The sequence below is a fragment of the Mycolicibacterium sp. P4_G11 genome (assembly GCF_056555145.1).
Genome location: NZ_JBFUJW010000003.1, coordinates 674,396 through 687,161 on the forward strand (window position 1 = coordinate 674,396; position 12,766 = coordinate 687,161).

The window sequence follows — 12,766 nt, forward strand, 5'->3', positions numbered from 1 at the left end:
CACACGTTGGGTTTGCCGTCTGCGGCTTCAATTGGTTCAGCAGTCAACCCAGATGCCGCACCCCCGGGCGGTCATCACCAGGCGCTTGTACGCCACACATACCAGTCCCTCCCGCCGAGTAGGGCGGGCTGTAAGTCTCTGTACCACAATCACATTCAGGGGGATTGCATGGCCGACAGGAAACGCGCCAGGGTGTCGGTGGATGTCGACGCGTTCACCGAACGATTGAATCGATTGTTCGCCGTTGTGTACTCGCCCGGGCGCGGCCCCTATCGAAACGTCGAGGTTACGGAGGCGCTGGCCGGCCGTGGATACCAGCTGTCTGCGCCGTACCTGTCGCAACTGCGCACCGGAGTACGCAGCTGTCCGTCCGCACGGACCGTGGAGATGCTGGCCGAATTCTTCGGTGTCGGTGTCGAATACTTCGACACCGACAGCAGCTACGCCCGCGTCGTCGACGCTGATCTGGACTGGCTGGACCTCGTCCACGACCAGAGCGTGCGCGAACTAACCACAGCGCTCATGACGCTGGCGCCCGCCGTGCGCGACCGGCTCCTCGACTCGGTCGACTGTCCCGCCAACACACCCACCGCGAGTTAGGCACGTAATGGCCTCAGAACCGGTCAGTAGCAATGCTGATGATGACGATCACTACCGCATGGACTCAACCCGACTAGGAAGCACCAATCGCGAACATCTGAACCTGCGTGGCGCCGAGATCGCCGCGGCACCACGCTTTGCGGCGCAAGGTGGCAAAACCTCCACCGCGACAAGAGCACTGCTGCAGAGCCAGTCAGCTGCCGTGAAGAGCCAGCAAGAGCCGCCGCACCATCTGTGGTCGACGCGAGCGCCGACGCCATCGTGAAAGGAATGTGGGCATGACACCCCAGCAACACCAGCGCATCGGCCCCGTATGGAGATCGTTCGTTGACCACGTACAGAGAGCGATCGCTAACCACGGCCACTGTCTGGATGTGGAGATCATCGGGATGGACGGCGTCGAAGGACTGGAAAGGTTGCAGTCCCAGGCCGGCATGGTGGCGTTCGCAGACCGCCACTGGACTGAGGTGATGGGCTGGACGCAGGACCCCGACCCCGAGACGGTGGCGGCGCTGTTGAACCATCCGGGTGCGCGCTGGTGGTTCCAACCGATCCTGCACGAGCATCTGGTCATTCAGCCTGAACGCCCCACTCGGCTCACAGGCGGATGGTGGATGGAACCAGCCGGCTACCCGACGGTCTCCCAGGCGTTCGGCGGCGACATGCAGATTGTGCGGCACTATTGCGCCGACGAGCACTCAGACAACAAACCTATTGCGGTACAACATCTTCCATCCCAGTACCGCGGCGATCGACGGTTCACGATCGCCAGTCCCGAGGACTGGACCGCCCTGGTAGACCGCTACCCCGCCAAGCACCGCGTCTTCCGCAGCCATGAGTTTCAGCAGTTCGACGAGCTATGGATACCACACTGGCAGTCGGCAGCCGCCGATATCGACCTGGTCACCCTTACCGTCGGCGGATTCGCTTACACCGCGTACCTGCCACTGGTCACCCCCGCCGGCCGTAACACCATGCTCTGCGGATGGAACCCCGGCGAATCGATTGTCCTGAACCCGTGGTGGCAACAATGAACGCACAAACACACCGAGCCTGTTCATAGCGCCGGTTGAGTTCTCAGCTAGTCGATGTGGAATTCGTTGTCCTCCAAGCTGCCTCGAAGAGAGGCTCGCGGTGGTGCGACAGCACCACTGTCTACTGTGCGCCAGATCACCGTCGGGTGGCATTCGGTTTGGGGGCAGGCGCCCGACTACACCTTGCAGAACAGCGTTCCTCGTGAGCTGACCGCCCGGATCATCGGAAACAAGACGAAATGAGAGGTGTCACTGGTGGACCCGTTCTTCCTTGACGAGGAGAATCCCGCATCGGTGCAGTTGCTGCTGAGCACCGGCGATCTGGCTGTGGACGCGGCCGTGGAGGCTCACGGTCATCTGGCGAACGGCTACTTTTGGACGGGAGTGGCCGAATACCTGATCAGCAGCTACCGCCCGGATCTTTCCGGCGAGTTCGAATTTGACTCTGAGGCAGGAACATTCGCCGCCTTTGGCGATCGAGACCAACTGCTGACACTTGCGGCCTTGATGCGTCCCGCGGTGACCGACTCCGACGTGGTCGGCGCGCTCATCACCACCGCCACCGCAGCAGGCCACGAATTCGATGACTAGCAACAAACGCCGCCGCTGAAGCCACGGGGGCCAACTCGTCGGCGAAGCAGTACACGGCCGTGCCGCTATCTCGTCCAATCTCAGATATTCGGTCGACCCGAGAGCCTTCCCGAACCGACTTTCCTTCACGGGGGATGTGCCCCTGGAATGCGCGAGGACATAATCGAACCTGAACGTCTCGCTGCAGCGTCGATCGCTACGGTCTTCATCGTCACCGAAAGTGTCGTCACAGCGGTCCTGGTCGTCGCCAGCTGGCGAGCAGCCACTGGGCGCCTGGCCCGCAATCAGTTGACGGGCATCCGTACTCCGTCGACGATGCGCAGCGATCAAGCGTGGGTCGCCGGCCACCGGGCTGCGTGGCGCCTCGCACCGCTGCACGGGGCGAACGCGGTGATCGCGTGCGGCCTGCTGCTGGCTGTGATCGTGCGTTCATGGCCGCCGGGGCCGGTGATACTCCTTGGCATCGGTTGCCTCGTCGCATTCGTCGGCATTGCGTTGTATACATCGGTTATCGCGGGCAGGGCCGCTAGGCGAGCAACGCCACACGATGGACGGAACTGACGCGCACCACAGGTAGCAACGTGGCCGTCTGCGGCAATTCGCGGACCCTGCCGCAGCAGCCAGCGCCGAGTGCACGCCTGATGATCATCCGCGGGCGATCATCGCGCGCGCTTGGCCAGCGCCGCCGGATCGACAATGCTAATCGTCTTGCTCTGCATACGAATCCAGCCCCGATCGACGAACGACGCGAGAGCCTTGTTGGCCGATTCGCGGGTTGATCCGGCAAGCTGGGCAAGCTCGTGCTGGTTGAGCTGATGGTCGATCCGCAGTGTCCCGTTGTCGGATTCACCGAAGCGGTTGGCCAGGTCCAGTAGCAGGGTGGCGAGACGCCCAGGGACGTCGTTGAATGTCTGGTCGCACAGCTTGTTGGTGGTGCGGCGCAGCCGCCGTGCCAGCACGCGAAGCACCTGCTCGGCAGCTTGGGGTTCCTGGCTCATCCACGACCGCAGTGCTGTACGGGTCATTGTCGCGGCGCGCACGGCGGTGATTGTGGTGACGGTGGATGTGCGCGGACCCGGGTCCAGGAGGGCGATTTCACCGAAAACATCAGAGGGTCCCAGGACGGCGATCAGGGTGTCGGAGTGCTTGCTTGCACAGGCGACTTTGACTCTGCCGGCGGTGATGATGTAGAGCCGGTCGCCGGCGTCGCCTTCGCGAAATACGTTGTGTCGCTCCGGAAATGATACCCAATCAAGTTGACTGACCGCCGCGTCCAGAAGGTCCGGACTGACACCGTGGAAGATGCTGGCGCGCGCCAACGCCGCATTCACCACAGGCCCTCCCGGGCTGATCCCATTGCTAGCCACAGTGCCTGCTCATCGTTATCCCCCATTTTGCTGGAATCGCCATACCGCCGTCTTTCGTAGGTTGCCTATCTGGTTTGCTGCAGTTGGCCGGCAAGCGTACGGGTTGACGCGCCAATCAGCTTATGCGATTGTTCGCGGTATTGAGTGAAAGACCAAGCAAGCCGGGGGGCTTGGGGCTGGTCTTCGCAGGGGGATTCATACATGGTCGAATTTGGCTTGTCGTCGCGGTGCCTCAGCGCAGGGGCCGCGGTGTTCGCTGTATCTGTCGCTGCGTGGGCGTCTCCGGTGGCGGTGTCGGTCGCTGATCCGCAGCCGATGCCGGATCGGTGGACGCAGTTCGTCACCGATGACGGCTGGGTGGTGGACGCGAACACCACCAACGAGGTGATCAATCACATCGACAATCTGGCCGGGGCGTCGAACTCGTGGCAGGCGCGGGTGACACTGCGCTCGGAGGCGCGCATCACCGGAACCGGGGGCGCGGTGATTCAGGACGCCCAACTCGAATCCGGGTACTTCGTGGGGTGCCGCACCGACTCCTCCCCCGGTGTCGAGGTCGGCGCCGATATCGGCATCACCCCTTATCAGCAGATCAACGGCCAGGTCTACGGCGGCGGCTACGGGCAGGGCCAAGGCGGTGCCGGGGGCGGGGGCGGTGGTGGAGGCGGCTTCGCCGGCGCCTCGGCCGGAGCCACCCTCGGTGTGCAGGAACACCTCGGTGGCTACATCCGTGTCCTGCTCAAACCTGGTGGGCTGGCGCAAGTTCCGATGGACCGGATCAGCCTGCGCACCATGCATGCGGTGTCGAACCTGCGCGAGCAGAACATCGAAGCCGACGGCTGCGGCGGCCAGGTGAAAATCCAGTCGTACACCACCATTCGGGTTCGCACCGACAACGGCAACGACACCCAAACCCTCTACGGCGAACCGAAAGACCTGTGAGTCCAATGAATTACCCGAAGGCATCGATCGGCCGTTCGATGGCGAGCCTGATCGCGACGGCATTGATGCTCGCCGCACTCGGAGGTCCGCTGCGGATCGCCGCTGCCGACTCCGCGGCGCCGGCACCGCCCCCGATCCCGGTGCCGGCGCCGCGGCCCATGCCCGAGGACCCGGCACGCGTGAATCCCATTGGTGGAGCACGTGTTTCCTCCACCACGCCGCAAGGCGAAACCGCCGGCATGGAACGACCACTGGCAGCCCAAGTCGAACGCGGCGCGACCACAGTGCCCATGTGGGCCAAAGACGGCATCTTTGCACCCACCGCACACCCGAACCGCCAGCTCGCCATCCACCTACCCGGCGAAGTGACGCTGGGCCCGGCGGCCTGGCTGCCCGGCGGTGGCGCTATCTACGGTTCCAATGACGTTGACTACCAGGTCATTCCGTACGCGGGTGGCGGGGTCGACATCACCGCGATCCGTAAGACAGTGTTCTCCGCGTCGACGATCCCGTTCGGCGTGAAGATGCCCGCAGCGACACATCTGCGGCAAGGCAACAACGTTGTGTTGGTGGAAACCGATGCCGCACCGGGTAATCCCTCACGGGTCATCGGCACCTTCAGCATCCCGGCCGCCACCGACGCCAACCAAGCCCTCGTTGGCGTCACCCCCACGCTGGGGCCCGGGTTCCCACCAGGACAATCCAACCTCACCGTTGATCTCGGCCCAACAAGCATTTTCGCGTTCCCGGTCACGATCACCGTCTCGTACCGGGCCTCCGATGCGGCAACTACCGGGGCACCGGCCCCGAACTGGGCCGGCATGCCCGCCGGAACACCTGCTGGCGCGGTCGTCCCGCCGAACCCCGCCGGGTATGTGACCGACCCGTCCGGCGCCCACCGCCCCGACGGCATCGACCCCGTCACCTATGCTCAGCGCCACTCCGGTCACTGCCAGGGCGGACCCGACACTTACGGCAGCAGCGACGGACGGTCGGCGAACTTCGTAGCCGCCTGCCAAACCCAACAACTCTGCCTCGCAAGCACTCCCGCGCGCACCAGTGTCGATTCGTGCAACGACCGCCTACTTGCGCACATGTCGATCCAATGCGTCACCGTGTTCGGCCAAACGGGCGACGACTACGACGCCTGCATCCGCACCGCTTCAGACGAAGTCGCCTGGGCCAAAGCCAACATGGCCGGTGGACCCGAATGACCCGTCCTGTATTCATTCGCGCACAGATCGATTGAGCTAGATGGGAATCCGGCCATGACACCGATGAAGCCGCGATCGAGGCGGAGCGTTAACCGCTACCGACGCGCACTCGCTGTCGTCGCGATCCTTGCTGTGCTACTGGCCGCCGTAGTCACCGCACACGATCAGCACGGATCACCGCTGACTGCGCTGCCCGGGGCCACCGCCCAACCCGCGCCTACCGGACCCACCGGCGGGCCTGGCGGAGGCTCCGGTGGGCCGCCTTTCCCCTTGCAGCCGCCAGATATGCCCAGCGCCCCAGGGCCTTACAACAGCGGCGCATACCCTGCGCCTGACCAAGGCAACGGCATCTCCATCTACAACTCCAATGCCCCGCAAAACCAGGGCGGTGGCAGCCAGGCCGGCAACTACCCACAATCGGAGCAGCCGGTCAACGGAACCCAACCGCCGGACTACGACCGCCCCATTTCCCAGCAACCTTCGGCACAGCCGCAGCAGCAGGGTCAACAACAACCGCACGACAGCCAACAAGCGACACCGACGCAGCAGCCGAGCCACAGCGCGACACCCAGCCAGCAGCCGTCACAGAGCCAGCAGTCGTCACCGACGCAGACCTCAAGCCCTAATCGGGAGGCCCAGCAGCAAAAAGATCGCGACTGCCAAGGTATTTCGGGGTTGTCGTCGGTCGTTGACGGCAAGGCTACCTACACCGCGCCTACGCAGATCGCCGATCAAGTCTCAGCCGCAGCTCAGCAGTGGAACGACCTCGGGGGTATCCAGCTCGTCCCCGCAAGCGGTAACTCCAACAGGACGAAGTCCGAGCAGGACAGCGATTCCGACGATCGGCGCTCAAACAGTGTCCAGTCCGGGGATGACTCGGGTATGCCGGGCGTGACGCTGAATATCTCAACGATCGACGACCCACTCACACCTTGGGGCGGTGCGTACACCAGCGGCGACGACTCCTCACCCAGCGAGATCATCATCAACCTGGCCCGCATGGGGGCGGCCGGGCCTGGCGGCATCCAATCAGTTCTCGGCCACGAGCTCGGCCACGCGCTAGGCCTCGACGACAGCGTTCCCGGCCAGCTCATGGCGCCCTCGGGAGCGCTACCCAGTGGACCGCAAGCCCTCGATATTCAACTCCTGCAACAAATCAGCAACCACGGCGCGACGCAACAATGCGCCGCACAGAAGTTACGAGAAGCCCTACAAGAATTCTGGTGCCCTTTCGGAACCAATGCTGACGGCAGTTGCATCGGCTCCGGAGTCGCCCGCTCCACCGGCGACTTCTTCAGCGGAGTCGGAAAAGACATCTGGGGCGACTTAACCGATATCGGCAATCTGATCGCGGAACTGACGAAAGCGAGCACCGGCAATGGCGAATCGCAATCGGCCTTACGCCAGGCACTCGGCCCGTTGTTCGGGCTCGGACCTGAGGGCAGCATAGGTCTGGGCGACGCATGGAAGAACCTGGGACTCGGGGCATTGAACCAGCTGATCGGTCTCGATAAGTGGCAATCCGGGCAATACAAGGAAGCGATGGAGCGCGTCACTGCGAACATCGTCGAAATTGCCGCGACAGTCGGGGTTGGTGCCCTTCTAAAGTTTGTTAAGCGCATTGCGTCAGCCGTCCGCGACGCAAAGTCTGCGGTCGAAGTTCTGAACTCTATTATCGCACCCGGGAAGCTCGACTACATATTTGGCAAAGTTACATCTTCTCCGACGAACACGGCCAGATCGATATCGATGCTCAGAAAACTCAATGCGGTGGGTGTATTCGACAATGCGCAGGGTAGAACATTGGTACAACAAAGCCTCGAAGCTGCCGCCAAGGCGACAGAAAACGTCGTAAGAGAGGAGGTCAGGAACGGCGTCACCACTTTGACGAAAGACTCCTTGTTGATCGGCCCGGCGGGTGTGCTGAAACTGGAATCCTTCTGGGAAGTCACAAGCGACGGTCTGAGATTAACAAGTGTTATACCCTATGGCATGTAAACGATGGGAGGTGCGCGGTAGTGTCGTTCGAATATCCCGATGATGCCGAGATCCTGGACAATCTCGGTGTAACCCCTGTTATTTCGTGGGATCTTGATTACTGGGAGAGAACTGTCGAGCTGTCCACGGGAATAGAGACCCTGCGTGTCTCGTACGATCAGACCGGCTTTGTTTGCGTTGAATGGCGCGAAGGAGAGAGAAGTCTTCTTTCTCTCTCAAGAGATCGCGCGGACAGACTCACAGTCTGGTCAAAGGACGGGAGGTCGTACCTAGCCGTCGATTTCAAGGGCGAGTTGGGCACAGATGGGCGTGTAACTATCGACGTCTTTCCTGATATTGCCGTCACGGATGTTCAGCGGCTGTAATCCATCGGTTTCTCCGGAGAGGTATCGACATCGATCCGATGCGTCATTTCATGCACTAATGACCGGCCTGCTGCGAACGATGGAGGTAGGGCCATAACGCGCAACCAGACACCGTCAGTAAATGTGCGCCGAGATGCCGAGCTGGCCGCGATATTGATGACAGGCCTGCTTATGACCTGCTGCTCGGCGCAACCAGCACCGACTGAAGCGATAACGCGAGCAGTTGAGAATTTCAGCGCTGTGATCAACAAATCCGATTTCGTCGCTGCTCGGAAGTTGGCGTGCGGGAGAATGCTCGCAGACCTATCCGCTTCTGACACAGCTCTGCTGACTGGTCGGAGCGCTGCCGGGTTGATGGTTCTCCGAACCACTTTGACGAACGTTGCCACACCTCGCGTAGATGGAGACCACGCAAGTGTGCCGGTCACGGTGAGATACACCAGCAGCCTGCCGCAGGCAGCTGAATTGACACGCGGATACGAGATTGAATTACAGAAAGTTGATTCCGGATGGAAAATCTGCTCCTTCATGCCGGCAGAGCACCCATGACGACTTCGTCGTCAGCCCCTGGATGGAGTACTGCGCGTTGCCTACTGGCCAGTGGGTTATGTGTCTTTGCCCTTGTGTCGTGCAGCAGTGAATCCGCCGAAGCGGACCCGAAATCCACACCCGGTCCGACGTCTCAACCGTCACCATCTTCGACGGCCCCCGCGGATTCTCCGACAATCCGCGAGGTTGTTCCTCACTATGCGTCTGACCTCAAGGATTTGCGGCGGCTCGCCGGACTCGCCGACGCGGTCTTTATCGGCACGGTATCCGAGCAGGCCGGCACTTTTGTCCGATACGGGCATACGAACACCCGGTTCAAGGTGAAAGTCCAGCTGGCACTGAAGGGCTCACCGGCAAGTGAGGTCATGGTCGAGCAGGAAGGCGGCCACGACCCCGTCAAGAACACGACCTACATCGTGAAAGGTGACACACCACTCGAAGCGGGCACAACCTACGCGCTCTCTGCGATGTATCGCGGCAACGAGAACATCTACTCCGTCATCCCGATCTACGGAGACGCCCGCCTGACCGGGGAAGAAGCCAAAGAACTATCGGCCGGCGCTACCCCGAAGCCGGTAGCCGACATGCGCGAGGCAGTTGCACACCAAATTCCCTCCTGACGAAGTGATCCCAGCTTCTCCTGTGCAGTGGCGACGGTTCGCGTAGCCCATGGACTACCGGATCCACAGGAAGGGCCAAACACTTTCCCGGTCAGAATGAACTCCGCAGCGGAAGACTGGACCCGAAGCGGGGGCTCGCCTGTATGTCACACTCCGCTGATCACCCCATGCGTCACGATGGCCGCTGTCTCGTCGACCCATAGCTCGTCGAGCTCGCTCTCTGGATGCAGCAGCATCCGCAGCATCGTTGCGCCACCGATGATTTCGATGAGCCGTTCGGGCTGGACGTCGGCCTGCACCTCGCCGCGCTCGATGCCATGCTCCAACCGGACCCGCACCACATCGAACAGTCCGTGAAAGCGCGCGACGACCCGCGCATTGAGTTCCTCGTCAGCGCCCATGTCTGCCATCAACCCGGGCAGGGCCGCTCGGACCGCCGGGCTGGTGAACACATCACGAGCGGCGGCGATCATGCCGCGGATGTCGCCGACGATGTCCCCTTCAGGGGTGGTCAGCGCGCTCGGCGCGGTGGGGAACGCCGCCTCGTGCACCAACTCGGCTTTGCTCGACCAGCGGCGATACAGCGCCGTCTTCGTCGTACCCGCACGTTCGGCGATCGCCGCCATCGTCAGATTCGCGTAGCCGACTTCGGGGAGCAGTTGGGCGGCAGCGGTCAACACCGCGGCATCGATCCGGGGATCGCGGGGCCGACCGGCGCCAGAGGGCTTGTCAACCGCTTGCAGGTCTGATTTCATAACGCTACGCATCGTATCGTAATTATCTCGGGAAGGAAGGTTCAGTGCCGAACCAACCGGCGGACAGCTCCGTCACGGTCGAAACGAACGTCGACCATATTCAGCGCTCCAGCCGTGACGTGACAACAGTTCCGGACATCCTGTCACAGTGGCTGTCCACCGTGATGGAAGGCGGCATCAAGCCCGAGATCACCGTTGAGAGCGGCGTCGATTCCAACGGAATGTCTTCCGAGACAATCATTATCACCGGTCGGTGGACCGAGGGCGGCACGCCGGTGGAGCAGAAGTGGGTCGTCCGGGTCGCGCCGACGACCGAGGACGTTCCCGTCTTCTCCTCCTACCGCCTCGACCACCAGTTTGATGTCATGCGTCTGGCCGGCGAACTGACCGACGTCCCGGTCCCCCGGGTGCGCTGGCTGGAGAACACCGGCGAGGTACTCGGCTCGCCGTTCTTCCTGATGGACTGCGTCGACGGCGTGGTGCCGCCGGACGTGATGCCCTACACCTTCGGCGGTAACTGGTTCGCCGACGCCACCGAAGAGCAGCAGCGCACCCTGCAGGACAGCACCGTCGAGGCCATCGCCAAACTGCACTCGATCCCCGACGCCGACAAGACCTTCAGCTTCCTCCAGGAGATCGATCCCCCAGGTGACACCGCGCTGCGCCGCCACTTCGGCTGGCTCAAGGACTGGTATCAGTACGCGGCCGCGGGCCTCGGCCGCTCCCCACTGGTCGAGCGTGCCCTCGTCTGGCTGGAGGAGAACTTCCCCGAAGACGTCGCGGCATCGGAATCGGTTCTGGTGTGGGGTGATTCGCGCATCGGCAACGTGATGTACCAGGACTTCCGCCCTTCCGCGGTACTGGACTGGGAGATGGCCACGGTCGGTCCCCGCGAGTTCGACGTCTCGTGGATCATCTTCGCGCACAAGGTGTTCCAGGAGCTGTGCGGCCTGGCCGGGCTGCCGGGCCTGCCGGACGTGCTGCGTGAAGAGGACGTGCGCGCCACCTACAAGAAATTCACCGGCGTCGAGGTCGGCGACCTGCACTGGTTCTACATCTACTCCGCCGTCGTGTGGTGCTGTGTGTTCATGCGCACCGGCCACCGTCGCGTCCACTTCGGCGAGATGGAACAGCCCGACGATCTCGAGTCCCTCTTCTACCACAAGTCACTGCTGGAGAAGCTCCTGGAAGGAACCGCCTAAATGCTCGGCCCCATGGACGAATATCCGATCCACCAGGTCCCGCAGCCGATCGCCTGGCCCGGATCCAGCGACCGGAACTTCTACGACCGCTGCTACTTCAACGCCCACGACCGCACCGGCGACATCTTCGTCATCACGGGCATGGGCTACTACCCCAACCTGGGGGTGAAGGACGCCTACTTCCTCGTGCGCCGCGGCGACACCCAGACCGCCGTCCACCTGTCCGACGCCATCGACCAGGACCGGCTGAACCAGCACGTCGTGGGCTACCGCATCGAGGTCACCGAGCCGCTGCACAAGGTGCGCATCGTGCTCGACGAGACCGAGGGCATCGCCGCCGATCTGACGTGGAACGGCCTGTTCGACGTTGTGCAGGAGCAGCCGCACATCATGCGGCAGGGCAACCGGGTCTCGCTGAATGCGCAGCGCTTCGCCCAATTGGGTTCCTGGAGCGGCTCTCTCGTCATCGACGGCGAGGAGATCAAGGTCAGCCCGGACACGTGGATCGGTTCGCGCGACCGGTCCTGGGGCATCCGCCCCGTCGGCGAGGCCGAGCCAGCCGGCCGCCCGGCCGACCCGCCGTTCGAGGGCATGTGGTGGCTGTACGTGCCGATCGCGTTCGAGGAGTTCTCGCTCGTCATGATCATCCAGGAAGCCCCTGACGGCTTCCGGTCACTCAACGACTGCACCCGCGTCTGGAAGGACGGCCGGGTCGAGCAGCTGGGCTGGCCGCGCGTGAAGATCCACTACGTCCCAGGCACCCGCATCCCCACCGGTGCCACCATCGAGGCGACAGCGCTGGACGGTTCCCCGATCCGCTTCGACGTGGAATCCAAGCTGCCGGTGCCGATTCACGTGGGCGGCGGCTACGGCGGCGACGCCGACTGGCTGCACGGCACGTGGAAGGGCGAGAAGTTCACCGAGCGACTCACTTACAACTTGACCGACCCCGGCATCATCGCCCGCTCGGGCTTCGGCGTCATCGACCACGTCGGTCGTGCCGTATGCCATGAAGGCACCAAGCCGCCGGCCGAAGGCTGGGGCCTGTTCGAGCACGGTGCGCTCGGCCGACACGATCCGTCGGGCTTCGCGGACTGGCTGACCGTGGCCCCCTAACTTGCTCGCTCGCGAGTAGACAGAAATGTCCCTGACACGCCGTTGTGTCAGGGACATTTCTGTCTACTCGCGCTCAGCGGCCTACCCAGAGGAGGCCACCAGCACGATTCACCAGGGTCACGCTGTCAGGCGAAAACGACTCAGAGACGCCACATTTCGCGTTCGGTGGCGGCCTGTTCGAATGCCTTGTGGCGGAAAGTCTCCGGCTGACGCACTTTCGCCGCCAGATGCATCCGGGTCACGAACGCGGCGGTCTTGTCCGACCACCAGTGCATCGCGGCCGCGGCTGGGTGGAAGCCAACAGAAGCAGAGTTGGTCGCCATCGCGGTATCCCTTCACGAACTCCGACAATGCTTTTGAGATCGCACTTCCTCGGCGACGGGCAACGTCGGCATCAGTGCTCAAATTCAGCG

The 12,766-nt window shown here is 62.9% G+C and carries 15 protein-coding genes; 12 read left to right on the forward strand and 3 right to left on the reverse strand.

Annotated elements, in window-relative coordinates; all coding sequences use genetic code 11:
- Positions 1–168 precede the first annotated feature (168 nt).
- The 4 genes from AC1U2B_RS09280 to AC1U2B_RS09295 all read left to right on the forward strand — a co-directional run bounded on the left by AC1U2B_RS09280 (position 169) and on the right by AC1U2B_RS09295 (position 2,786).
- A complete protein-coding gene (locus AC1U2B_RS09280) occupies positions 169–600 on the forward strand; it encodes an XRE family transcriptional regulator (protein ID WP_480216552.1) in 432 nt (143 codons plus the stop codon).
- Between the two features lie 278 nt (positions 601–878).
- Positions 879–1,634, forward strand: coding sequence for a hypothetical protein (locus AC1U2B_RS09285; RefSeq protein ID WP_480216553.1), 756 nt, complete (start codon positions 879–881; stop codon positions 1,632–1,634).
- A 255-nt stretch (positions 1,635–1,889) separates the two neighbouring features.
- Positions 1,890–2,225, forward strand: coding sequence for an Imm51 family immunity protein (locus tag AC1U2B_RS09290; RefSeq protein ID WP_157850363.1), 336 nt, complete (start codon positions 1,890–1,892; stop codon positions 2,223–2,225).
- A gap of 147 nt (positions 2,226–2,372) precedes the next feature.
- Positions 2,373–2,786 carry an SdpI family protein gene (locus AC1U2B_RS09295; protein ID WP_480216554.1) on the forward strand — a complete coding sequence of 138 codons (414 nt, stop codon included), beginning with the start codon at positions 2,373–2,375 and terminating at the stop codon, positions 2,784–2,786.
- Between the two features lie 98 nt (positions 2,787–2,884).
- Here the strand turns inward: AC1U2B_RS09295 and AC1U2B_RS09300 are convergent, their stop codons facing one another.
- Positions 2,885–3,556, reverse strand: coding sequence for a Crp/Fnr family transcriptional regulator (locus tag AC1U2B_RS09300; protein WP_480216555.1), 672 nt, complete (start codon positions 3,554–3,556; stop codon positions 2,885–2,887).
- Between the two features lie 351 nt (positions 3,557–3,907).
- Here AC1U2B_RS09300 and AC1U2B_RS09305 point away from each other — a divergent pair, with 351 nt between their 5' ends.
- The 6 genes from AC1U2B_RS09305 to AC1U2B_RS09330 all read left to right on the forward strand — a co-directional run bounded on the left by AC1U2B_RS09305 (position 3,908) and on the right by AC1U2B_RS09330 (position 9,280).
- Positions 3,908–4,534 (forward strand): MspA family porin, encoded by a 627-nt coding sequence (locus AC1U2B_RS09305; RefSeq protein ID WP_480216617.1) that lies wholly within the window; start codon positions 3,908–3,910, stop codon positions 4,532–4,534.
- A 5-nt stretch (positions 4,535–4,539) separates the two neighbouring features.
- Positions 4,540–5,748, forward strand: a complete 1,209-nt coding sequence (locus AC1U2B_RS09310) for a hypothetical protein (RefSeq protein ID WP_480216556.1) — start codon at positions 4,540–4,542, stop codon at positions 5,746–5,748.
- 285 nt (positions 5,749–6,033) lie between these two features.
- Complete coding sequence (locus AC1U2B_RS09315) at positions 6,034–7,746, forward strand: hypothetical protein (RefSeq protein WP_480216557.1); 1,713 nt, start codon at positions 6,034–6,036, stop codon at positions 7,744–7,746.
- Between the two features lie 20 nt (positions 7,747–7,766).
- Positions 7,767–8,111, forward strand: coding sequence for a hypothetical protein (locus AC1U2B_RS09320; protein WP_131630705.1), 345 nt, complete (start codon positions 7,767–7,769; stop codon positions 8,109–8,111).
- A gap of 171 nt (positions 8,112–8,282) precedes the next feature.
- Positions 8,283–8,660, forward strand: a complete 378-nt coding sequence (locus tag AC1U2B_RS09325) for an Rv0361 family membrane protein (RefSeq protein WP_480216618.1) — start codon at positions 8,283–8,285, stop codon at positions 8,658–8,660.
- A gap of 218 nt (positions 8,661–8,878) precedes the next feature.
- Positions 8,879–9,280, forward strand: a complete 402-nt coding sequence (locus AC1U2B_RS09330) for a hypothetical protein (RefSeq protein ID WP_480216558.1) — start codon at positions 8,879–8,881, stop codon at positions 9,278–9,280.
- 146 nt (positions 9,281–9,426) lie between these two features.
- Here AC1U2B_RS09330 and AC1U2B_RS09335 read toward each other — a convergent pair whose 3' ends face one another.
- Positions 9,427–10,035, reverse strand: a complete 609-nt coding sequence (locus AC1U2B_RS09335) for a TetR/AcrR family transcriptional regulator (RefSeq protein ID WP_480216559.1) — start codon at positions 10,033–10,035, stop codon at positions 9,427–9,429.
- Between the two features lie 44 nt (positions 10,036–10,079).
- Between AC1U2B_RS09335 and AC1U2B_RS09340 the strand changes: the two genes are divergently transcribed.
- Positions 10,080–11,237 carry a phosphotransferase family protein gene (locus AC1U2B_RS09340; RefSeq protein ID WP_480216560.1) on the forward strand — a complete coding sequence of 386 codons (1,158 nt, stop codon included), beginning with the start codon at positions 10,080–10,082 and terminating at the stop codon, positions 11,235–11,237.
- Positions 11,238–12,353 carry an Rv3169 family protein gene (locus AC1U2B_RS09345; protein ID WP_480216561.1) on the forward strand — a complete coding sequence of 372 codons (1,116 nt, stop codon included), beginning with the start codon at positions 11,238–11,240 and terminating at the stop codon, positions 12,351–12,353.
- Between the two features lie 140 nt (positions 12,354–12,493).
- On the opposite strand, the gene AC1U2B_RS09350 is transcribed toward AC1U2B_RS09345, so the two are convergent.
- On the reverse strand, positions 12,494–12,676 hold the full coding sequence (locus tag AC1U2B_RS09350; RefSeq protein ID WP_043400177.1) for a hypothetical protein: 183 nt from the start codon (positions 12,674–12,676) through the stop codon (positions 12,494–12,496).
- Positions 12,677–12,766: the final 90 nt, after the last annotated feature.